The sequence below is a fragment of the Pedobacter sp. WC2501 genome (assembly GCF_052682415.1).
Genome location: NZ_JBQZFI010000001.1, coordinates 2,311,075 through 2,333,329, shown reverse-complemented (window position 1 = coordinate 2,333,329; position 22,255 = coordinate 2,311,075). Strand labels below are relative to the sequence as shown.

The 22,255-nt window shown below is 38.5% G+C and carries 18 protein-coding genes and 1 pseudogene; 5 read left to right on the top strand and 14 right to left on the bottom strand.

From position 1 onward, the window contains the following. Nucleotides 1-23: 23 nt before the first annotated feature. A complete protein-coding gene (locus ACUN24_RS09955; RefSeq protein WP_445562356.1) occupies nt 24-1,235 on the top strand; it encodes an ATP-binding protein in 1,212 nt (403 codons plus the stop codon). A gap of 92 nt (nt 1,236-1,327) precedes the next feature. Here the strand turns inward: ACUN24_RS09955 and ACUN24_RS09950 are convergent, their stop codons facing one another. Continuing rightward, a complete protein-coding gene (locus ACUN24_RS09950) occupies nt 1,328-2,182 on the bottom strand; it encodes an NAD(P)-dependent oxidoreductase (protein WP_445562355.1) in 855 nt (284 codons plus the stop codon). 173 nt (nt 2,183-2,355) lie between these two features. Here ACUN24_RS09950 and ACUN24_RS09945 point away from each other — a divergent pair, with 173 nt between their 5' ends. Continuing rightward, on the top strand, nt 2,356-3,459 hold the full coding sequence (locus ACUN24_RS09945) for a DNA alkylation repair protein (RefSeq protein WP_445562354.1): 1,104 nt from the start codon (nt 2,356-2,358) through the stop codon (nt 3,457-3,459). On the opposite strand, the gene ACUN24_RS09940 is transcribed toward ACUN24_RS09945, so the two are convergent. Next, nucleotides 3,448-3,906 (bottom strand): NUDIX domain-containing protein, encoded by a 459-nt coding sequence (locus tag ACUN24_RS09940; protein WP_445562353.1) that lies wholly within the window; start codon nt 3,904-3,906, stop codon nt 3,448-3,450. The genes ACUN24_RS09945 and ACUN24_RS09940 overlap by 12 nt on opposite strands. Nucleotides 3,907-4,017: 111 nt before the next feature. On the opposite strand from ACUN24_RS09940, the gene ACUN24_RS09935 reads away from it, so the two are divergent. Continuing rightward, nucleotides 4,018-4,677: a hypothetical protein gene (locus tag ACUN24_RS09935; RefSeq protein WP_445562352.1), complete on the top strand. Its 660-nt coding sequence runs from the start codon at nt 4,018-4,020 to the stop codon at nt 4,675-4,677. 140 nt (nt 4,678-4,817) lie between these two features. On the opposite strand, the gene ACUN24_RS09930 is transcribed toward ACUN24_RS09935, so the two are convergent. The 9 genes and pseudogenes from ACUN24_RS09930 to ACUN24_RS09890 form a co-directional block, all read right to left on the bottom strand. Next, a complete protein-coding gene (locus ACUN24_RS09930; protein WP_113947856.1) occupies nt 4,818-5,009 on the bottom strand; it encodes a hypothetical protein in 192 nt (63 codons plus the stop codon). A gap of 71 nt (nt 5,010-5,080) precedes the next feature. Continuing rightward, nucleotides 5,081-7,165 (bottom strand): glycoside hydrolase domain-containing protein, encoded by a 2,085-nt coding sequence (locus ACUN24_RS09925; protein ID WP_445562351.1) that lies wholly within the window; start codon nt 7,163-7,165, stop codon nt 5,081-5,083. Between the two features lie 576 nt (nt 7,166-7,741). Beyond that, nucleotides 7,742-8,260: a DUF2911 domain-containing protein gene (locus ACUN24_RS09920; protein WP_121282198.1), complete on the bottom strand. Its 519-nt coding sequence runs from the start codon at nt 8,258-8,260 to the stop codon at nt 7,742-7,744. A gap of 133 nt (nt 8,261-8,393) precedes the next feature. Beyond that, complete coding sequence (locus ACUN24_RS09915; RefSeq protein ID WP_445562350.1) at nt 8,394-9,017, bottom strand: class I SAM-dependent methyltransferase; 624 nt, start codon at nt 9,015-9,017, stop codon at nt 8,394-8,396. Nucleotides 9,018-9,106: 89 nt separating this feature from the next. Next, a complete protein-coding gene (locus ACUN24_RS09910) occupies nt 9,107-10,801 on the bottom strand; it encodes a sodium:solute symporter family transporter (RefSeq protein WP_445562349.1) in 1,695 nt (564 codons plus the stop codon). A gap of 168 nt (nt 10,802-10,969) precedes the next feature. Beyond that, nucleotides 10,970-11,221: pseudogene (locus ACUN24_RS09905) on the bottom strand (putative toxin-antitoxin system toxin component, PIN family); the annotation flags it as partial. Continuing rightward, on the bottom strand, nt 11,176-11,394 hold the full coding sequence (locus tag ACUN24_RS09900) for a putative toxin-antitoxin system toxin component, PIN family (RefSeq protein ID WP_445562348.1): 219 nt from the start codon (nt 11,392-11,394) through the stop codon (nt 11,176-11,178). The pseudogene ACUN24_RS09905 and the gene ACUN24_RS09900, both read right to left, overlap by 46 nt. Continuing rightward, complete coding sequence (locus tag ACUN24_RS09895; RefSeq protein ID WP_445562347.1) at nt 11,375-11,596, bottom strand: hypothetical protein; 222 nt, start codon at nt 11,594-11,596, stop codon at nt 11,375-11,377. Before ACUN24_RS09895 ends, ACUN24_RS09900 begins: the two co-directional genes overlap by 20 nt. 57 nt (nt 11,597-11,653) lie before the next feature. Further along, a complete protein-coding gene (locus ACUN24_RS09890) occupies nt 11,654-14,122 on the bottom strand; it encodes a PIG-L family deacetylase (protein WP_445562346.1) in 2,469 nt (822 codons plus the stop codon). Between the two features lie 430 nt (nt 14,123-14,552). Between ACUN24_RS09890 and ACUN24_RS09885 the strand changes: the two genes are divergently transcribed. Further along, entirely contained in the window at nt 14,553-15,890 is a 1,338-nt protein-coding gene (locus ACUN24_RS09885) for a sigma-54-dependent transcriptional regulator (protein ID WP_445562345.1), read from the top strand. A gap of 226 nt (nt 15,891-16,116) precedes the next feature. On the opposite strand, the gene ACUN24_RS09880 is transcribed toward ACUN24_RS09885, so the two are convergent. After that, on the bottom strand, nt 16,117-16,569 hold the full coding sequence (locus ACUN24_RS09880; protein WP_445562344.1) for a hypothetical protein: 453 nt from the start codon (nt 16,567-16,569) through the stop codon (nt 16,117-16,119). A gap of 46 nt (nt 16,570-16,615) precedes the next feature. Here ACUN24_RS09880 and ACUN24_RS09875 point away from each other — a divergent pair, with 46 nt between their 5' ends. Next, entirely contained in the window at nt 16,616-18,250 is a 1,635-nt protein-coding gene (locus ACUN24_RS09875; RefSeq protein ID WP_445562343.1) for an ABC transporter substrate-binding protein, read from the top strand. Nucleotides 18,251-18,645: 395 nt separating this feature from the next. Here the strand turns inward: ACUN24_RS09875 and ACUN24_RS09870 are convergent, their stop codons facing one another. Together ACUN24_RS09870 and ACUN24_RS09865 are read right to left on the bottom strand one after the other, a co-directional pair. Next, nucleotides 18,646-20,730, bottom strand: coding sequence for a S9 family peptidase (locus ACUN24_RS09870; protein ID WP_445562342.1), 2,085 nt, complete (start codon nt 20,728-20,730; stop codon nt 18,646-18,648). An 81-nt stretch (nt 20,731-20,811) separates the two neighbouring features. After that, nucleotides 20,812-22,248, bottom strand: a complete 1,437-nt coding sequence (locus tag ACUN24_RS09865) for a SusD/RagB family nutrient-binding outer membrane lipoprotein (protein WP_445562341.1) — start codon at nt 22,246-22,248, stop codon at nt 20,812-20,814. Nucleotides 22,249-22,255 lie beyond the last annotated feature (7 nt).

Here is a 22,255-nt window from a genome sequence, read left to right as displayed (position 1 = left end):
TTTGATAAAAGTATACGATATACATGAAACTTATAAAAAGGCCGACATATATAAATCGGATTATCCCGTTTATCAATAAACAAGTGATAAAAGTACTTACTGGTCAAAGGCGGGTCGGCAAAAGTTATGTTATGCTTGAGTTGATTGAAAATATAAAGGCCACCGATGAAGATGCTAATATTGTATATATCAATATGGAGGTGGATGATTTTTCCCACATTAAAACACACGAAGATTTATCCGCTTATCTTAAAGACAAATTCCCGTCAGATAAAAACAACTATTTTTTTATCGATGAAGTTCAGGAAGTAAAAGAATTTGAACGGACTTTACGGAGTTTACTGGCAAAAAATACCTGCGATATTTATTGTACGGGTAGCAATGCCAATATGCTTTCTGGTGAACTTGCTACTCATTTATCAGGTAGGTACATGGTTTTTCAGATCCATGCTTTAAGCTTTCTCGAATTTCTAGAGTTTCATCAGCTTGAAAATAAATCAGAGTCACTTATGCTTTATCTTAAGTATGGGGGAATGCCATTTTTACCAAATATTGGGCTAGAAGAGAACCTGCCCTATGAATACCTTAGAAGTGTTTACGCTACAATATTGCTCAAAGATGTTGTAGCCAGAGAGAACATCCGTAATGTCTCCTTTCTAGAAAACCTGGTTACCTATCTCGCAGATAATATGGGGAGTTTATTTTCGGCCAACAATATCAGCAAATATCTAAAATCCCAAAAGGTGGATATTTCTACCCAGCTAACCATAAATTACCTACGGGCATTAAGCAATACTTTTTTTGTGCATAAAGTTCAGCGCTCTGAAGTGGGCGGGCTAAAAATATTTGAAATAGGAGAAAAATATTACTTTGAAGATTTAGGCCTCCGAAATGCCATTATCGGTTTTAATCAATTGGCAGATATCCATAAATTAATGGAGAACGCAATTTACTTACACTTAAGACAACAGAACTTTAATGTTTTTGTTGGTAAACTCGGCAATAACGAAATTGATTTCGTGGCAGAAAAAAACGGCAAAAAGATGTACATACAAGTTTGCCTGACCATACAAAGTGAGAACACTGCGACCAGGGAATTTGGAAATCTTTTAAAAATAGAAGACAACTATCCAAAATATGTTATTACTTTAAATGATATCATACTCGGGCAAAACAAAGACGGTATAATGCAGAAAAACCTACTCGAATTCTTATCTGAACAGAGCGATAACTAATAACTATTTAGATTAAATTATTCAAAATACAATAACCATAGGAAAGCATCAAAACCTCCTATGGTTATTCCTTTAGCATTAAAAAGATCGCTTTACTCTTTAACATGTTTAATTACGGCAATCAAATCTTCTTCTCCATATTTTGCCGTCGCCGCTTCAAAAGTATTTAATGCGGTTTTGGCCAAAGGTGAATCAAGTCCGATTGCTTTGGCCAGGTTTAAATCTTTTACAATATGTTTAAGGGCAAAAGCAGGTTTATAATTATCGGCAATAATGGCATCGCCTTTAATTCTGGTGAAGATGTTGGCTATAGCGCCATTATTGAGCAGATTAAGCAGGTCTTCAGTTTTAATTCCCTGTTGATTGGCAAATACTACGGTTTCAGCCAAACCTTGGGTATATAAAGCCAGTAATGAATTAATGGCTAGTTTAGCCACATTACCTGCACCTGTATCGCCCAGGCGTACTGCCATTTTACCCATTTTTTCGAGCAGGGGTTTCACCTGTTCGAAAGCAGTTTCATCGCCACCCACCATAATCACCAATTGTCCTGTTTCTGCCTGTTTTACACTTCCGGAAACCGGTGCATCTAAATATTGTGCTCCTTTTTCTTTACACAGCGTGTCCATTTCTTTTGAAATAGCAGGAGAAACGGTACTCATATTAATCATTATTTTACCTGAAATTTCTGCGCTAAAAAGGCCTTCTGATCCGTTAAAAATCTGCTCAATTGCAGCATCATCAGATACCATAATGATTACTACATCAGTAGTTGTAATCAACTCTTTAGGCGTTTCAGCAATCAATGCACCCATTTCTTTCAAAGCCGTTTCTTTATCCTTACTTCTGTTATAAACGGTAACTGCATAATCAGCTTTTATCAATTGCTCCGCCATTGGGATCCCCATATTGCCCAAGCCAATCCAACCTATTTTTGTTGTGTTCATGTTGTTGTTTTTATGATAAACAAATGTGGTAAAGAAAAAGCTGAAATTATTTAGCAGTTGGTAAAAATACTACTGCGAAATGATTTATTTCGAGTTCGCAGCATCAAAATGCTAATAAAATTAGTAAATTAGCCACAAATAAAATTTGATAGCACAAAAGCAAATACGCAAACATGGCCAGCCCACTGAAAGATTTATACTCTCCTGCTTTTTATGATCGTTTAAGCAATGCCTTAGCGGCTAGCGTTCCAAAATTTGATAAGGGAAAATTTATCAAAGCGATTTTTATTCCTGAATTTGGATCAAAGGAACTTAAAGAGCGGATGAAACATACATCGAAGGTTTTGCATGGTTTTTTACCCGAAGATTATCCACAAAGTATCGGGCTGATCAAAAAAACAATTACACAATTAAGGATCAAGGGAATCGGAGAGGATGGACTGGCTTATATGTTCCTGCCGGATTATATCGAAACTTATGGTATAAATGATTTTGAAAACTCAGTTGAGGCCCTTGAGTTTGTAACCCAGTTTGTAAGCTGTGAGTTCGCGGTGCGTCCTTTCATTTTAAAATACGAAAATGAGATGATTTTAAAAATGCAAAAATGGTCGCTGCACGAAAGCCATAAAGTAAGAAGGCTCGCCAGTGAAGGCAGCCGTCCACGATTACCCTGGGCCATGGGTATTCCCTTTCTGAAAAAAGACCCGACATCCATTTTACCGATACTGGAAAATCTTAAAACAGATCCATCAGAATATGTAAGGCGGAGTGTTGCCAATAGCCTAAATGATATTGCAAAAGATCACCCCCAGGTTGTGTTAAACATTGCGAAAAACTGGTCGGGTTTGAGTGTCGAAACAGATGCTATTATTAAACATGGCAGCCGTACCTTACTTAAACAGGGCCATGCCGATATCCTTAAACATTATGGTTTAGATGACGCAGGAATTTTATTAAAAGATTTCAAAATCTTAACGCCTCAGATCAAAATTGGCGAAAGCCTGGAGTTTTCGTTTTCTATTCTCAATGAAAATCCAACCGAACAAAAAGTAAGGTTGGAATACGCCATTTATTATAAAAAGCAAAATGGACAGAACACTAAAAAAGTGTATAAAATTTCAGAAAGAATTTATCCTGCAGGTGCAACCATAAATATCATCCGAAAACAAAAATTTGTGCTGATTACCACACGTAGATTTCATCTGGGCGACCACCAGATTTCGATGATCATTAACGGTGCCGAAAAGGAAATTTCACATTTTGAATTAACGGCTTAGTTTGGATTCTAATTCATCAAGTAAAGCAATCTGCTTTTCATTAACGTATTTAACCGCATCGGAATAGGCAAACCACTGGGCTTTATCTATTTCAGCAAAACTTTGCCTTTTACCCGATCGTGGTGGCCATTCTATTTCGAAGGTATTGCTAACAATTGTTGAGGGATCAAGATCTCCTTCTACTGCCCAGCACAATACTTTTTTACCTCCCTTTTGCACAATAGGCGTTAGTTCGATGAAGTCGCCGGTTAAGCTCTCACCAGTTTCTTCTTTAAACTCACGGATGGCAGCCGTTAAAGCTTCTTCATCTTCATTTAATTCTCCTTTGGGCACTGTCCAAAAGCCAAGATCTTTTTTGGCAAAGAACGGTCCGCCAGGGTGAACCAGGAAAAATTCTACCTGCTGATCTTTTCTTCTGAAGAGCAATATTCCGGCGCTTTGTTTCATAAGGGTAAGGTAGGAATTGTATCCAAAGAAGTCAAGTTTCAAAAACTTGACTTCTTTCAAATTGAATTAATAAAAATTTGATGCTCTAAAAAAATTTCGATAAATTCATTTATGCCAATTAATGAAAAATACATTGAAGATTTTATTGAAAATGAATTTATGCATATTATATGCAAATCCGTTAGCGGCTCAAAATTATTTCAAGATGATGGTAATAGGTTATATTTTCTGCTAAAATATACACAGTATTCTACAGGTTATTTAAACACGTATGCTTATATCTTATTGGATAATCACTCACATTTTTTGATAAAAAATACAAGTTCAGATGAACTTAAATCGTATTTAAAATCTTTGAGTAAGGATTCATTAAAAACACATCAGAAAAAATATTTGGCTAATGAAATATGCTATAGCGAAGCTGTTGAATTTCAGATGAAAGATTTCTTCATTGCTTATGCTATGGCATTTAACAAGAAGAATGATAGATCTGGATCTTTATTTGTCAACCCTTTTCGCAGAGTGAGAATCATTGATGAAATACATTTACATCAATTGGTTATTTATATTCATGCAAATGTACTGAAGCATGGCATCTGTACAGAATTTGAGCATTACAAATGGTCATCTTATCAATCGATTTTATCCGAGAAAAAGACAATACTGAAAAGAGAAGAGGTATTAGATTTTTTTGGTGGCAAAGATAATTTTGCTAAACAGCATCAAATTCAAAGCCAATACTTCTACATCTGCAATCATCAAATCGAATAGTTTCTATAGAATTCGATATATACAAAGAAGTCAAGTTTTAAAAACTTGACTTCTTTCAAATTCAATAAAAAAGCAGCCAAATTTTCAAAATTTGGCTGCTTTATATAATCTGGTATGATGAGATTTTTGGGAGGCGTTTTTTACAACAATCCGTACAAACCGTGAGCATAGTTCCTTAATGATGACGATACCGTCTTCATCTTGTCAGGTGATGGGCCTTTTACTTTATACGCTTCGGGATGAAGTTCTAAAGGCTGTTCATTAACTTGTTCTAAGGTGCTTTTGTTGCCTAGTGTTGCATTTTGTTCTTCGCTTAACTTTAAAGGTGCCATGATCTTGAATTTATACTATTAACAACAGAGATATGTAGAATTAGTTTGTCGCTTTGTGTTAATTTTTTAAATTATTTTTCAAGATTCGAAATCCAGTTTTCCGTATCCGAAATTTTAACTGGAGCGGCCGAAGCAATGATTTTCAGCACTCCCCCTGCATTGATATCCTCTTGTGTGATAAAATTCTTTTTAAAAGGCTTTCCGTTAAGAAAAACTTCCTTTATGTATTTATTCTTTGAACCAAAATTTTCCGTTTCGATGGTAAAAGTTTTACCTTTTGGCAGGTTATAACTTAACGATGGAAATAAAGGTACATTTAAATAATAAATCGGCCACCCTACGCAGGCAGGAGAAAAACCACTTGCTGCAAACACATACCAGGCACTCATCGCACCAGCATCATCATCCATCGTACACAAATAAGCATGTGGCTGGTTTCTGTAAATTTTACCGATATAACTACCGATTCCGCGGCTGTTATCGTTAAAATAATTCTGGATTACCGTATCAGCTGCCAATTGATGCATCCAATACTGCGATTTATAACCAGACCTGGTTACATTATACATCAATGGTACCTGCAAATCGGGTTCATTGGCATGGTTGTATAAATCGCGGGCAAAAAATTCATCCAGTTTTGCCAGATAAGATTCCTCTCCTCCATCCAGGTCAATTAATCCTTTAAAATCGTAAGGCACAAACCATCGGTATTGCCAAATGGTACCCTGATATAAACCACGGGCCTGCATGCGGTCAACATCATTTTTAGTCATGTCTTTAAAGTCTTTGTTCCAATATTTCTTGTATTCAAGAGCTTTATTAAGATAAAAATCAGATTTTTCTTTATTCTTTAAAATCTTAAAGATTTCTGCTAAGGCCCAGTTATCATAACTCGATTCTAAAGCTTTATCTGGCGATTTATAATCCAGCCCATTTACTTCTTTCACTAGTGAATCGGCAATCTTATTAAAATCTACCGGATAACCTTTTCGATAGGCGTCGAGCAAAACCACTATAGCATGTTCAGAGCGTACCGTGTTTGATGGCTCATTCTGCCCAGCATAATCTTTCTTGCCCGAGTTATACAGATCGGCAATAGAACTCACCATTCCGGCATACCTATCTTGTTCAATTAACGAAAGCAAGGGTAATTGCGTCCGGTAATTATCCCAAATGGCCCAGCCATTGTAGCGGATTTCTTTATCTTTCTGAATTTCGCCTTTTGTATTGCGGTAGGTTCCGTCGGCCTCAGAAATCACATAAGGCGACTGCATGGTACGATATAAAAGTGAGTAGAATAACTTTGCACTTTCCAGGTCGCCATTTACAGCAATTTTAGAGAGATTTGTATTCCAATCGGCTTTGCTTTGTTCTTTTACGGCATTGAACGGATTTTTATTGATAGCAGCTTTTGCAGCCTCGACACTTACCGACGAAAGTGCAACGTTGATTCCCACTGAGGTCAGTTCTCCTTTGAGCATGGCAATCATTTTATGATCATCTAATACTTTCCACGATACATTATCGCCGATTTCCATATAATAAAACAACTTATACTTACCTGCTCCACAAGTTGTTTTCGAGGTAATCCATCCACTTAGGGCATTACCATTTACTTGGTGTGATTCGGCTACAAAAGCACCATTAAAAGCATAACCCAAATCGAGATAAAAACCTTTGTCGCCTTTTGGAAATTGGTAGGCATGCTTCCCGGCTTTGCCCAATACGGTAAAACTGGCTTTAATTTTATTTTCAAAACCAACTTCATAGTATCCCGGACTAGCTTTTTCAGAAACCTTAATCAGCTCTGATTGTGCCGGATCGTTACCTAAAAATGGTTTGATGAAAATATTACCACCCGAACCCTGACAGCCTACGCCTTCGAAACGGTTGTGGGTAAAACCTTCAAATTTCTTTGCGAGATATTCGTAACCGGTATGTGTTTTGGGATAAGTCTGCGGACCAATACTCAACATGCTAAAAGGAGCCGATGCAGCTGGCGACATCTGCCCATGATCAGCAGAAGATCCTAAAAATACGTTTACCTGATCTACAGGCTTTGCCGTTTTAACAGAAAAAATCTGTGATTTTTGTTGTGCTAAAACGTTTAATGAAAGAAGCGGTAATAAAGTCAGTAGTTTAATAGGGAACTTCATTATAATGTGTGGTTTTAAATCGGCCTAAAATAACATTTTAACATGAAGTTGATATTATGTGTTAGGTTCTTTACAGAAGGGCTTTCCCGAATCGTCACCCTGAATTTATTTCAGGGTCTTTATAGTTATATTCATGTTAGTTCTACAAGTTTTAACTGTTTGTCAGGATTATAAATCCTAAGCACTTAAGACGGGATTGCAAATCCCGACTAACATTAGAAAAAGCTTTAACAAAATATGATTTTTTATTTTTGGAGCGCAAGGCCTGTGCAGCATAAGAAGTTTCTTCCCGTTTTTTGCTTTTACGCTTCGCTGCCTCGTACCTCGTTGCTGCAGGGTAAACGCTTCAACCGGGGCTAGGTAGCAATAGCAGCATTTCATTTGATGGGTTGCAAGGTGCAAAAAACCTTGTTTCTAAACCCGACAGCAGCGGCAGCTCCCGATTTTTCATTGGGACTATAGCGAATGGCAGGGCTGCAAAATACCAAGAATTACTGCACAGTCATTTCAAAAAAAACAACGCATAAAAAAGCCGTCCCAGTGTAAACATGGACGGCTCTAAATAATTTTATTTTATTACTTTATAGTAACCGGAACAGAAATTTTATCCCATTCTAAAGCAAAGCCGCTTTTGGTAATTTTATAAACTAAACGCTCTTGTGTAGCTTTTAAGGCTTTGGTTTTAACATCAACACGCAAAGCATCTTTAGCTTCTTCGTATTTGTAAGCACCCCATTGTTTTGGTTCTTTGTTAAAAATAGCTGTCCAGGTTCCGCTTTCTTTAGGGATTAAAAAGAAGCTGTATTTTCCTGCCGCCAAAGGTTTACCTTCAACCACGATATCTTTATCGGTTTCGAAAGTAGTCGCCTCGTTTGCACCTGCGCGCCATACTTTATCAAAGGCTTCTAAACCGCCCCAGATTTTACGTCCTTTTACTGCCGGACTGCTGTAGTTGATGGTAATGGTTGCACCTTTAACTTTTCCTGTTGCTGTAGCCGCAGGACTAGGCTTAGGTTGAGCATCTTGTGCCATTGCACTTACAGAAACGGTAATTGCTGTAAATAGCAACGCGATTGATTTAATCATCGTTTTCATAGTATTATATTTATCTGTTTTTGTTGTTTTTGATTTTACGAATTTATGGCTTTAGGTTGATAAAAACTATAATGCTAGTGTCGAAAAAAATTCAGCAAAAATTTACTGTCTCTGCGTTATAGATTGAGCTGTATTATTTCTTTCTTCCAACAAATCTGATTACTGAACCCAGGCCGTTATGAAACAAACCTTCATTCAGTTCAATTTCTTTTTCTTCCAGTACAATAATCTCATAATTTTCGAAATCAGCTCTTATTTCTTCGATCGAAAATAGCATATCAATTTCTTTTGGTCCGCCAACTTTTTCATTTCTGGCAAGATAATCAAGATGTTGCTTACTAAAAGCTTCGAAAATAAGCAATCCGCCCTTGCGTAAATAATTGCTTAGTGTTTTGTGGTAGATTGATTTAATTGCCGATGGAAAGTGCGCATAAATTAATGCAATGGCATCAAACTGTTCAGCTTTATAGTCCAGCTCCTGAAGTTCGCCCACCTGGTAATCAATGCTAACGTTATTGTTTTCTGCGAGTTGAAGTGCTTTGTTCTTTCCTTCAATACTAATATCAAAGGCCGAAACCTTCCAACCGAGTTTAGCTGCAAAAACTGCATTTCGGCCTTCTCCTTCTGCCGGAAAAAGTATTGCTCCGGTCTCGAGTTGCACCAACTGTTCTTTTAAATAGTTATTCGGTTGTTCGCCATAAGCAAACTCATCGGTACTGTATCGGTCATTCCATCGATCTACCCAAGCTTCGTTCATATTTAGCGTTATCTATTGTCGAAAATAAAGGTATTAATTTAAGGCTTGTGCTCGGGGGAGCAAATATCTGCTGCACGTAAAAATTAACTTTATCTGTCGGCTATGGTTTTGGGGTTAGCAAACAAGAGGCCAATTATCGAGAACATAATCACGGTTGCTGCGCCGATTACATTGAGCCAAAGGAATGAAACAATATCGAACTCATATACTGCTATCACGGCAATTTCGGATAAGATCGCCGATATAAATACAATAGATCCGTTTATCTTTTTAAAATAAAATGCCACTAAAAAAATACCAAGAATTGGTCCGTAGAAAAGTGAACCCAGTACATTAACAGCTTCGATTAGCGAACCCATTTGTGTAGCAAACATGGCAACAGCTATTGAAAAAATGCCCCAGGCCAAAGTATGCAAACGGCTATATTTCAGTTCGGTTTCGTCGTCTACCTCTCTTTTAACAAAAATGAGGTGTATATCTTTTAAGGAACAGGCAGCCAGTGAATTTAACGCAGCTGAAATAGAGCCCCAACTGGCCAAAAAGATAACTGCGAAAAGCAGGCCGATCATTCCAACCGGAAGTGTATTTTTTACAAAGTATAAAAAGATATAATTGGTATCGGTTTTCTCTGCATTGTAATTCGATTTGTTGATGGCCTCTTCTACCCTGCCATGCAGCTCTTTCACCTGTTTTTGCGTCGATTTAAATTTTTCTATCGAAGAATTTAGAGATGGTGATTGCTTTTCCTTTTCTTCAAGAATATTTTTTGATTGCTGGTTAAATTTCTGCGCTAACGCATCGTGTTCTTTCTCGAAAGCTGCGGCTTGCTGAGGCTGAGTTTCTTTTAAATACTGGTAGGAACGTTCATTGAAATAAATTGGTGCTGGCTTTAATGAGAAGAAAGCAAACAATAACGCACCGATTAAGAGGATAGCAAACTGCATTGGGATTTTAACCAGTCCATTCAACAGTAATCCCATTTTTGCGTTGGTATTGTCTTTCGCGGTAATGTATCTTCCCACCTGGCTCTGATCTGTGCCGAAGTAAGAAAGCGCAAGGAAAAAGCCTCCGATTAAACCACTCCAGATATTGTATTTATCCTTCCAATCGAATTCGGTGGTAATTACATTTAATTTACCCGATTTACCGGCAAGGTAAAGCGCATCTTTAAATCCGATTCCATTTGGCATATGCTGCACCAAAAGGTATCCGGCGAAAGCCATGGTACCCAGGATAATCAAAAACTGTAGTTTTTGTGTGTGTGCAATTGCCTTGGCTCCGCCTACATAAGTATAAATCAATAAAATGCCTCCGGTGAGGATATTGGTTAGGTAAATATTCCAGTTTAAAACACTCGAGAGGATAATACTTGGTGCATAAATACTAATACCGGTTGATAATCCCCGCGAGAATAAAAATAGCAATGAAGTTAAAACCCTTGTCTTTTTATCAAAACGGTTTTCCAGATATTCGTAGGCGGTATATACATTTAACCGTTGAAAAATCGGGATGAAGGTGATGCAAATTACAATCATCGCCAGCGGCAGACCAAAATAATACTGCACGAAGCGCATCCCATCGGTATAAGCTTGCCCTGGTGCTGATAAAAAAGTAATCGCACTGGCCTGTGTAGCCATAATACCCAAAAGCACAATATACCAGGGCATTTTATTATCTGCCTTTAAATAGGAAGCATTGCTTTTCTGCCCGCGACCAATAAAAACACCATAGGTTACCACAGCAAGTAAAGTAAATATCAGTACAGCCCAATCGATATTACTCATGCCCAGAATTTAGTAAACAGGTAATAAAACACAATCTGAAATACCAGCGCAAGCGCCAAAAGGATATACCAGTTATTCCAGTTTTTGAATTGATTTTTCATTTTTAAGGACAACATTCTGAAAAATCAGATCACAAAATAACAACGACATTCAAAAGTTCCTGATCCGTTATATTTTGTTAACCTCATCTTCAAAAAATGATGAAATTGTTTTAATATTTGTATTGCCGATCTTCTCTATCATCAATAAATCTTGATCTCCGGTTAATAAGAAGTCAGCTTTCCCATCAACTGCGAGTGAAAGTAAAAAATTGTCCTTTGCATCCCGACAAATTTCAATTCTAGATTTGACTACAATGAATTCTCCATATTCATCTATAGTTTCAAGTAATTCTTCAATGTCTGTTTGAGCAAAATAACGCCTAAACTTTGGCGCTTAACAACTTCAAGAAATTCTTCTAATAGTTCTTGGCTAAAGATTAAAATGCTCTTTTTCGAGAAAATTATTTCATCAAGCCTGGAAAAATCTTTTGAGATTAGAAAGCTAATCCAAAGATTAGTATCTAGAATGATCCTACTTTTCAGATTTCGCATAACGTTTAGCTCTAACCAAATCTACTTCATTTGTTATTTCTTCGAATGTAGGGATGGTTTGAGATTTAGAACGTAGTTTTTTCAATACCTCGGCAAATCCATTTTTGGAAACATCTTGAATAGCAATAAGCTTTAAAGCAGCTAAGTCTTTCAATAACTTAGTAGCTTTTGGGTTTAATATGTTAATTCGCATAGTGTCCATATATCAAATTTAAATAAAAGAAACCAATTTTCATTGTTTGCGGCTTTTAGTTATCTTCTATTTCCCGGCCGATAAAAAATTAAAGAACAACCTGGCTGCGCCAACATTTCCGGCGGGCAATTGTCTAAAAAATGCCAGAGGCGTATAAATGAAATTTCCCTTGCCATATTTTGCATAAAGTGTTGAGCCTTGAAGCGGTTCTTCACCGGTATCGTTCATTTCGAAAAGGGGTTCGTATTTGGCATCCCATTTATCAGGAAAATAAGCTCCACGCTCCTGCACCCAGCCTTTAAAATCCTCGGCAGTGATTTTATTCGGATAATTTAAGAGTTTATGGCTAGGATTCAGGAATTTAACCTCCGCATTTTCTTCGGTTACCCTCTTACCACTAATCGAGAATGGATAAATCCCGAAATCCTGAAGTGCCATATCCTGTGTGGTATTGTACTGCATTACAATGGTTCCGCCATTTTCTACATAACTACGCAAAGCAGTTTGCCAGTTTTTAATCCTTTTTTCGGTATTGATAACCCTTACACCTGTTACCACAGCATCGTAAGTGGCCAGTTTTGCAGGGCTTAGGATATCCGCTTCTGTCAGTACATCAACCTGTAAACCAGCCTGTCTTAAAAACTCGGGAATCAGGTCTCCTGCCCCTTCAATATATCCAACTTTTTTTGCCAGTACCTTTACATCTCCCTTAATCAACCAGGTTGTTGCCGGAACAAAATACTGCAAGGTTGGCAAATGCGGATACTGAATTAATACCTGTCCTTTTGAATATTCATTCGCTTCTGACGAGAAAACCGCTTCAAGCTTATTCTGACTTGTTTTTATTTTGGCCAGATCCTCAACCGGGATCAGAAAATCTTTGGTGGTGATGGTATTTTCTGGCAAATTGATCCCCTGGAAGGTTTTCACAATCTGGTTACCGATCTTGAAACTCACCTTACCGTAGTTGATATTTTTGTTTGCTTTTAAACGGAGTGTAACACTTAACGCTTCTTTTTCTTTAGCAAAATAAACAGGCTCGGCAAAACTCAAATCAAGTGGTGGAATAATCCTCAGGGCTTCTACCACATCACCTTTAACAGGATCTAATTTTTTATAAGATAAGGGCAGTTTGATCTCCAATTTTTCATTTTCAATCTTTAGTGACAATAACACATTGATAGGCGATTGCATTTCTGGTAATCCGATTAAGGTATCGTTGGCAACACTGAAAGTCGCAGCATCTTTTGCTGGTTTTGCCAACCAATAAGGTTCGGTAAGTGCTGCATCGGCTGGAATCTGAATTTTACGTTCAATGGTGATCAGCGAATCGTTAGATAGACTCCTGTTCAGGTTATCGGTTTGGTTTAACCAGTTTACACGTTCTAACGTTACAGGAGTGGCTGATCTCGAAATTAAATTTAAACGGAAATTATATCCATTGCCTGCTATAGCTTCAGGCTGGTTTGTGACCACCTCGCCCATAAAACCTGCACTGCTTAAAATGATGTTATCGATAGCGGCCAGTTTATCTTTTCTCAATGCTACATCCTGTAATTCTGCAATTTTCTTTCTGAGCATCAACAGCCCATGCAGGCTTTTATCAGGTTGGTTGTAATTAAAAGATAACAAAACAATATCAATCAGTTCATCAATATCGGCTATGCCTTTATCTGACCAATTCATGTTTAACCCATCAAAAAGAGTTCTCTTTGCCGGATCGCCCAAAACATTGGTAAAATATTCAGAACGTACACCGGCTACCGATTGTGTTCCGGCTCCCTGGCTTTTATGCAAACTTCGGCTTAAACCGGCCAACTCGCCATAACCCATGCCCAACTGGGCATCATACTGTCCAACAGTTGCCTTTAATTGATTTTCTGCGGTTGTATTTACCGATCCAAACCTAAAGGTGTTCCATAATAGTCTTTTTGGCTGCCAAACCGAAACATACTTCAGCTGATTGGGAAACATATTTTTATCGGCAGCAGCCTTAAATGCTTTTTCGGCAACAACTGCAGAAGCTGCGTGTTGTCCGTGCCCCGCAGCAGCAGTTGGCGGGAAACGACAGATAATCACATCGGGTCTGAATTTTCTGATCACCCAAACCACATCTGCGGTAATGCTATCGGCATCCCACTGTTTAAAAGTATCATTAGTATTCTTAGAAAAGCCAAAATCAATTGCCCTGGTGAAAAATTGTTGCGCACCATCTAATCTACGGGCTTCCAAAAGTTCGTGTGTTCTGATCAGGCCTAATGCCGCACCTTGTTCCGTACCCAAAAGATTTTGCCCGCCATCTCCCCTGGTAAGTGATAAATAAGCTGTTTCTACATTTTGATCGTTAATTAACCACGAAAGTAAACCTGTATTTTCATCATCCGGATGGGCAGCTAAATATAAAACCTTAGGCAGGTGTTTTAAGGTTTTGAGTTCTCTATAAATCTCTGAAGATTTTGCCGGGCGAACTTGTTGCGCCGCACAGAACATTACCGGTAAACATAGTGTGAATATGGCAGTTAATCTTTTGAACATATTATTTGTTTTGCGAAATTCAAATATGCTCAAAAAGCTTTTACTTTCGTGCCTCCGAAACGAAAAAGGTACAAATTAGTTGGGAGTCGGGAGTCCAGAATCTGAAGTCCAAGGCTTAAAGGCTAAAGAGAACTATTCATTTGTCAGTCTGAGCGTAGTCGAAGACCTTAGGCAGTTTTTACAAAAAATCATTTAATCCCAAACCGTACTCTGTGTCCTCACAGACCATTGAAATTCCAAAACAAGTTAACTGGTTAACCCAATATACGGTTTGTAGTTTATTGGCAGTTGGCAATGTAATAATCTCCAGCAATTTAACAATTACACAATACTGTTACCAGTTAACCTCAAAAGCATTTTCATTCAAATTCCATTCTTCACAGCATGTTTCGGTATTTTTATACTTAATATTGCAGCATAAAATTAACCTATGAATGGGATGGTCCTCATCATTGATGATGAAAAGAAAATTTGCAGTTTACTTTCCAGGATTATAGAGCTCGAAGGTTTTAAAACCTTACAGGCCAATACCGGAAAAGAAGGACTAAAGCTTTTAAAAAGTAATGATGTTAGTATTGTCATCAGTGATGTAAAGCTTCCAGATGTAAATGGTGTTGCGCTGGTTAAAGATATCAAAGCCATAAAACCCTATATAGAAATTATTAACCTCACTGCTTATGGTACCATTGCCGATGGCGTTCTGGCGATTAAAAATGGAGCATTTGACTATCTGGTAAAAGGCGACGATAACGAGAAAATTATTCCGCTTTTATATAAAGCGATGGATAAATCAAATCTCCAGCGCAGGGTTTCCGATCTCGAAAACAAAATCACAAGGAAACATAGCTTTGATACGATTATCGGTCAATCAAAAACGTTAAAGGAAGCCATTGATCTGGCAAAAAAAGTAAGTACAACCGATACGACCGTTTTATTGCTTGGTGAAACCGGAACAGGAAAAGAAGTTTTTGCACAATCAATCCATTACGAAAGCCCAAGAGCCGCAAAACCATTTGTTGCCTTAAATTGCAGCGGTTTTAGTCCGGATTTATTGGAAAGCGAATTATTCGGATATAAAGCCGGAGCTTTCACAGGTGCCAATAAAGACAAAAAAGGATTGTTGGAAGAAGCGAATGGCGGTACTTTGCTGCTGGATGAAATCGGTGAGATGAACCTCGATTTACAGGCAAAATTATTGCGTGTTCTGGAAAGTCAGACTTTTATCAAAGTTGGCGATACCCAAACACAACAGGTAAATGTTCGGATTTTAGCAGCTACCAATAAAGATTTAAAAGCTGATGCCCTATCAGGAAAATTCCGGTCTGATCTATATTACCGCCTTTCAGTTTTCACGATCACCTTGCCTCCACTACGTGAGCGTAAAGCCGACATCCCTGCACTGGCCACATATTACCTGAAAGAATTTGCCAATAAGGTAAATCGATCGGCACCAAAAATGGATGATAAAATTTTATCCATATTGAGCGGACACAGTTGGAAAGGAAATATTCGTGAGTTAAAAAACGTAATCGAGCGTTTGGTTATTTTATCAGATGGCGATGTGTTAAGTACTGCAGCTCTCCCACCCGAATTCTTTGAGTTTACACCAATAGAGAATGATTATAACCTGCAGCAAATAGAAAAACAGCACATTCAAAAGGTCCTTATCCACACTAAAGGGAACAAAACTGAAACCTCAAGGTTATTGGGAATCGGTTTAACTACACTTTACCGAAAAATAGAGGAATACCAGATTAGGGAAATTTGAGCGGAGGTTGAAGATTGGGCGGAAGGCTGAGGGTTGAAAGGTTGAAAGGTTTGGATGCATAAATCTGGCCAGGCAATACTCGTAATGTCAGATGTGCCGATCTAATAGAAATACGATATTTAGCCAATAAATTGCAGGGTTTAAAAGTTGGAATGTTTTAAAATTGCAAATTTAGTCTCAAATCTCATATCTAACGTCTCATATCTAACATCTCAAATCTCACATCCTAAGCGCCAAACCTGATCCACCTGTCGCCTTCATGGCCGAAAATAAAGGAACCAGGATGCAACATTTCAGCAATATCTTCTATCAGGGAAACGGCATTTTCGGCATTTCTCTCGCGTTCTACATCATCGTTTAACAGAATGATCCGGTTGTTTTTTACGGCTGGCCAATCGGCATCCAATACCGAAGGCACTTCCCGCATTAAATCGGTAAGCGTTTTGCCTGGCTGATAATAAATGATGAAAACAGCGCTTAAAATATCGGTTTCTAACATGCCTCCTGCCAATGCAATTTCTTCCGACAAAAGATAGCCTGGATAATTACTCGTATCTATACAGGCTACAGGCATTTTATCCATAAATTTAATCTTGTGTTCCACTAAATCTAAACGTTCCTGCAATTCTTCCTGTTTAGCTTCATCGAGGCCAATAAATAAATCGTTTAAAAAAGACATCTGCATTAAATTTATTAATTTGTGCAAAAATAACATTCCTGATCGCATGAGAGGCTCATTTAAGTATATATTTTGGTTTTTTTGTGTAATCTTATTCTTTTCATGTAAGGAGAATGCTGATCATCATGACAAAAAAGTATTCAACATCAACCTCGATCAGGGTTTAACCTCTATTGATCCGGCTTTTGCACGCAACCAGAATGCCATCTGGATGACGAACCAGATTTTTAATGGTTTGGTACAGATCGATTCATCCTTGCAAACCCTTCCCTGCATAGCCAAAAGCTGGCAGGTTTCAGAAGATGCACTTACCTATACTTTTAACCTGCGGAACGATGTTTACTTTCATGACGATCCGATATTTAAAAACGGAAAAGGCCGAAAAGTAATTGCAAGCGATTTTGCATACAGTTTTTATCGGTTAATTGATCCAAAAGTAGCCTCGTCGGGTGGGTGGATTTTTAGCGATAAGGTAAAAGATAAAAATAATTTTATTGCGCTGAACGATTCTACTTTCCAGATTAAACTGGTACGCCCTTTCCCACCCTTTATGAGTTTACTCACCACCCAATATTGCTCTGTTGTACCTAAAGAAGTTGTAGAACATTATGGTAAAGATTTCAGGAGTCATCCCGTTGGTACCGGCCCTTTCAGATTTAAATACTGGAAAGAAGGCGAAATACTGGTGCTTTTAAAAAACGAACATTATTTTGAAAAAGATGAAAAAGGAAAGGCACTACCCTATCTTGATGCGTTGAAAGCCAGTTTTATTACCGATAAACAAAGTGGATTTATGAGTTTCCTGAAAAAGGACCTGGATTTTTACTATAATGTAGATGGCAGTTATCGCGATGATATCCTGACCAAAAGCGGAAAGATGACCTCGAAATACAAAGGAAAATTTACATTGACCAAAAGTCCGTATCTGTGTACCGAGTATGTAGGCATATTGGTTGATACCAATCTTTCGATTGTGAAGAATTCGCCGTTGCGCTTAAAAAAAATCAGACAGGCCATTAATTATGCCATAGACCGTGACCGATTGATCAAATACCTGAGAAACGGGATTGGCGTTGCGGCAACATCCGGTTTTATTCCTAAAGGTATGCCTGGTTTTGATAGCCTGGCTGTTAGGGGGTATGCCTATAACCCGAAACTTGCTGCCAAACTTTTAGCCGAAGCTGGTTTCCCGGAAGGGAAAGGCATGGGAGAAGTAACCTTAAACACCACTACAACTTATAAAGATCTGATCGAATTTATTCAGGGACAGCTTACTGCAGTAGGTATTAAAGTTAAAATTGATGTAAGTCCAAGTGCCAGTCTCAGGGATTTAATGTCGAAAAACAGCGTAAACTTTTTCCGTGGTTCCTGGCTGGCAGATTATGGCGATGGAGAGAATTTCCTTTCCATGTTCTACTCAAAAAACAAAGTCCCCTATGGGCCAAACTATACCGCTTTTTACAATAAAGAATTCGATCAGTTGTTCGAAAAAAGCTATTACGAAGCCGATAATGAAAAAAGGTTTGAGCTGTACCGTAAAATGGATCAGATCGTAATGGATTATGCTCCTGTTGTTCCGCTTTTCTATGACCAATCTGTAGTGATGCTCCAAAACAATATTAGCGGGTATTCCTTCAATCCGCTGAGCCTGATGATTTTGAAAAGGATTAAAAAGAAATAGAAGAATCGTCAACTTAAACGTTCAGTCTGAGCCTGCCGAAGACCTTTACCAGTCTTCAATAAATATTGTCCTTTAATAAGCAACCATTGACAGATCCTTACAGAAAGATCGTCATCTAGGCCGAAGCATCGCGGAGTGGAGAGATCTTTGAAAGATCTTATAACCTGAGTTCGATTATAATTTGCTTTAATTTGGTTATTTGGCACCTTGCATGAACGGTCGTCACCCTGAACTTGTTTCAGGGTCTTTAAAGCAAGGTGGTTTAACAGGAAAGATGCTGATCACGATTAGCTATTAGGCCTTTAAAACAATAAAAACTGCTAATAAAATAAATCCGATAACTATCAGATCAGCATGACGATCGCGCCAGGCGAAGAAAAAAAGCACAGAAGAATCTATTTCTTCTCCATTAACTTCCTTTTAAGAAAATCGGCAGTTGCCTCACTCACCTTTAAACCGTTAGAAAACTTCATCCAGTGGTGGGTATCATCCGGAATAACCAAAAATTCGAATACCATTTTTTTATCCTCAAACCTTTTGGCCAGGTCTACACTCTGATTAAAAGCAACATTGCGGTCGTCATCGGCATGGATAATCAATGTTGGCGATGTCCAGGTGTTAATGTAACTCACCGGAGATGATGATTTGGCTATACTTGCTGCTAGTGCAGCATCTGGTGCTGGTTCCTTTCCTTCGGCTCCCGGATTGCTAAACCTATAATTTACGCCATGGATATCTACGCCTGCTGCAAACAATTTAGCATCTTTTCCAAGCGCCAGCGCAGTTAAGTAGCCACCATATGAGCCTCCATAAATACCAATTTTATTTTTATTGATGTTTTGCTGATTTGCTAACCATTCCCCTGCTGCCTTAATATCCTGATATTCTGTTGCTCCCTGCGCCCCGGCATGTAATGGTTTATGAAAATCAAAACCATAACCAATGCCCAAACGATAATTTACAGATAAAACCGTAAAACCCATATTCACCAGGTACTGGTTTAAAGCATAATCAATGGAGTAATAATCCATCGGGTTCCAGCCCAAAAACATTTGCCGTTGAGGACCACCATGAACATATACGATTGCTGGCGTGTTTTTAGTTCCTTTTTTAGGAGAAAACAATTGTCCATATACCGTATTGCCATCGGCTGCCTTGAAATTTACATGCTTTGGAATTACCATTTCTTTGATGGGGAAATTGTTAGGAATAAGTGATTCGCCGATGAGTTTAACAGCCTTTTTATCATTTAAGACAGCAGGTAAAAGCGGACGTTCCGCTGTAGAACTTAAACAGAAAAAAGTATGGTTATCTCCCGAAATTACCGGATAGGCTTCAATACCTTTGCCAAAACTCAATGCCTCCATGTTCGCCTTATTTACGGATACTTTGTAAATATGTCTCCTGTCTAAATCATCGGCTTCTTTACCTGTGTTTGCTGCAAAAACCAATGTTTTTTTATCATTGCTCAGTTTAACATTTTCAACCGCGAAATTACCTTGGGTAAGCAATAAACGGCCTGATCCATCAGGATTAACGGAATACAAGTGCGGCCAACCATCTTCATACGAAGTGAATATTATCTTACCGTCGGCCCATTGCAAATTGGTACCGCCATCAATCGAAGGATAAGAACCCCTGATTGTTTCGGGAGCTTTCCAAATCTGTGTTCCTTCTCCGGTATTTACGTTAACTGTCCAGATAGCCCAGGGTTGATGTTTTCGCGTTAAAATCGAATCCGTTTCAATACCAATTCCTGCTGTGCGGATAAAAGCAATCGCATGGCCATCTGGTGACCAAACTGGTGCGTTATCTTTAGAAAAAGATGGTAATAACCATTGTATCTCAGTTTGTTGATCCGTATAAATACCTATAAAAGAATGATCGATCCGGTTAGAAACAAACACAATCTTCTTCCCATCGGGCGACCATTTATAACCTGTATTAATGCCTTTTGCGTAAAACAGGTTTTTGGCCGGAAACGATCCGTCAATTGGGGCAACCATCACCTGAGCTGCTTTGCTAAACAGCACCTGTTCGCTGTTTGGTGAAATAACGGGGTTATCTCCTTCACCAATTGCAATAACTTGTCCACCGCCAAATGGAACAGCAAACACTTGTATTTTTGGTGCAATTGGAGATGAATTTGCGTTAACCGGTCCGCCATCTCTGCCACCGTGATCGCCGCCACGGACAAATACAATCCATTTACCATTTGCAGAAACAGATAAACTGGTTAATTCCTGCCCGTCATCATCATGATAACCGGTATTTTTTATTGCTTTGTAATCAGGCGCTTCAGCTGTATAAATATTTCTTTTTCCCTGTTCATTTACTGCCCAGACTATTTTAGCGCCAACAGGCGAGGCTACCAATTGCGTAGGAAAAGGATAACTTAAAACTGATTTCAGTGTAAAGTTTTGCGCAAAAATTTTAGCGGCAGATATTAGCAGGAGCAGGATAAGCAGCGATTTTCTCATTACTTAATATTGAGCAGATAAATTAAAAAAGCCCTAACCGATGTGCAGTTAGGACTCTGATTATTGTTTTTTATAAGCATGTTACTGATCCCACCACAGCTTGGTTGTTCTTTCCACATCTGCAGGAACATTGGATCCATTCTTGCTTCTTTCTCCCTGTGGATAATCCAAACGGCGGATAAAATCGGTTAAGACGGCATTTACGGGAAGCGTAAAATCTTTATATTTATAATCATATCTGCGCGCATCGTTCCAGGCTTCAGGATTTAAATAGGTTGCAATGTATTTCTCTTTAAAAATCAGGTCTTTTGTTAAGGCCGCAGCACCAACACTAACAACAGGATTGGCCAGATAAGCATCTCTAGCAGTTGTTGAAACCGTTAATTTATCCATATTGGCGCTAATACCAGCCAGATAAGCGGCGTAGGCTTTCGTTTTATCGGTATCGAAATAAGCTTCAGCTTCGATAAATTTCAACTCGGCATAGGTAACAATAAGTATTGGAGATGTGTTGCTGGTCCATGGAGAGTTACTGGAAATATAACATTCATCTTTCGTGGTGTTTGCACCAGGCAACCGGTTACCGGCACCATTTACGGTTCCGATGTAAGCATTATTCACCGTTTTATCGGTTATCTTTTCCAAGCGCGGATCTACCACGCCTGTAAAAGTTGTACCTTTTAGCGCATCGATCAACTGCTCAGAAAGCCATCCACCCAGCGATTGTTGCGAATTGGATAGTGCCACATTCGCCCATGGATTACGCTCTTTAAAAGTAGCCATGCCCGCATCATCTGCATTTGCGGTAAAGGAATTACTCAGCGCTGCCAATACTGCTGTAGGACTATAAGAACTGGTTTTACTTATTTTGTTCAATAATCTGGCTTTTAAAGCATAAGCCATTTTTAACCAGTTTGCCCTTTCGGTGGCAGGAGTTTTTCCATAAATTAAATCGCTTGTAGGGGCCAGTTTAACCGTTGCATTGGTTTTGGCAAGTTCAGCAATGGCTTCATCCAATAGTACGATAGCCTGGTTATATACCTCCTGTTGTTTGTCGTATTTTGGCTTAAGGTTGTTGATATCAAAAGCTTGCGAAAACGGCGCGTCTCCCCATAAATCATTTACCAGGGTAAGGTTATAGGCAATAATCACATCGGCCACACCTTTATATTCGCTTGAGCCTTGAGTAACTGCCAGTTTTTTCATTTCATTAGCATCGGCCATGGCAAAATAAAGTGCATCCCAGGTAGTGCTAAAATCAATGGCCTGATAGGTATCACCAGCGGCGTTAGCTGAAGGACTGGCAGTATATTGTACATAAGGAGCAACAATACTTCCGATAAGGAAATTGTTATTTCCGATTTTGTAAGTTGATGTAGCCAACAATGCATTGAGTGTCGGCACAGGAACCTGATTCGGATTATCAGACAATTTATCTAAATAATCGTCTTTACAACTCTGCAAACCTAGTGTTGCAATTAAAGCTGCGCACCATGTATATTTTATAATTTTTTGCATCGTAATT

What these genes read in the sequence shown, in the direction of transcription:
- ACUN24_RS09865 (WP_445562341.1), bottom strand. Translation starts at nt 22,248, where the DNA reads ATGCAAAAAATTATAAAATATACATGGTGCGCAGCTTTAATTGCAACA.
- ACUN24_RS09915 (WP_445562350.1), bottom strand. Translation starts at nt 9,017, where the DNA reads ATGAACGAAGCTTGGGTAGATCGATGGAATGACCGATACAGTACCGAT.
- ACUN24_RS09870 (WP_445562342.1), bottom strand. Translation starts at nt 20,730, where the DNA reads ATGAGAAAATCGCTGCTTATCCTGCTCCTGCTAATATCTGCCGCTAAA.
- ACUN24_RS09925 (WP_445562351.1), bottom strand. Translation starts at nt 7,165, where the DNA reads ATGAAGTTCCCTATTAAACTACTGACTTTATTACCGCTTCTTTCATTA.
- ACUN24_RS09930 (WP_113947856.1), bottom strand. Translation starts at nt 5,009, where the DNA reads ATGGCACCTTTAAAGTTAAGCGAAGAACAAAATGCAACACTAGGCAAC.
- ACUN24_RS09945 (WP_445562354.1), top strand. Translation starts at nt 2,356, where the DNA reads ATGGCCAGCCCACTGAAAGATTTATACTCTCCTGCTTTTTATGATCGT.
- ACUN24_RS09875 (WP_445562343.1), top strand. Translation starts at nt 16,616, where the DNA reads ATGAGAGGCTCATTTAAGTATATATTTTGGTTTTTTTGTGTAATCTTA.
- ACUN24_RS09895 (WP_445562347.1), bottom strand. Translation starts at nt 11,596, where the DNA reads ATGGACACTATGCGAATTAACATATTAAACCCAAAAGCTACTAAGTTA.
- ACUN24_RS09880 (WP_445562344.1), bottom strand. Translation starts at nt 16,569, where the DNA reads ATGTCTTTTTTAAACGATTTATTTATTGGCCTCGATGAAGCTAAACAG.
- ACUN24_RS09910 (WP_445562349.1), bottom strand. Translation starts at nt 10,801, where the DNA reads ATGAGTAATATCGATTGGGCTGTACTGATATTTACTTTACTTGCTGTG.
- ACUN24_RS09920 (WP_121282198.1), bottom strand. Translation starts at nt 8,260, where the DNA reads ATGAAAACGATGATTAAATCAATCGCGTTGCTATTTACAGCAATTACC.
- ACUN24_RS09950 (WP_445562355.1), bottom strand. Translation starts at nt 2,182, where the DNA reads ATGAACACAACAAAAATAGGTTGGATTGGCTTGGGCAATATGGGGATC.
- ACUN24_RS09940 (WP_445562353.1), bottom strand. Translation starts at nt 3,906, where the DNA reads ATGAAACAAAGCGCCGGAATATTGCTCTTCAGAAGAAAAGATCAGCAG.
- ACUN24_RS09885 (WP_445562345.1), top strand. Translation starts at nt 14,553, where the DNA reads ATGAATGGGATGGTCCTCATCATTGATGATGAAAAGAAAATTTGCAGT.
- ACUN24_RS09935 (WP_445562352.1), top strand. Translation starts at nt 4,018, where the DNA reads ATGCCAATTAATGAAAAATACATTGAAGATTTTATTGAAAATGAATTT.
- ACUN24_RS09900 (WP_445562348.1), bottom strand. Translation starts at nt 11,394, where the DNA reads ATGCGAAATCTGAAAAGTAGGATCATTCTAGATACTAATCTTTGGATT.
- ACUN24_RS09955 (WP_445562356.1), top strand. Translation starts at nt 24, where the DNA reads ATGAAACTTATAAAAAGGCCGACATATATAAATCGGATTATCCCGTTT.
- ACUN24_RS09890 (WP_445562346.1), bottom strand. Translation starts at nt 14,122, where the DNA reads ATGTTCAAAAGATTAACTGCCATATTCACACTATGTTTACCGGTAATG.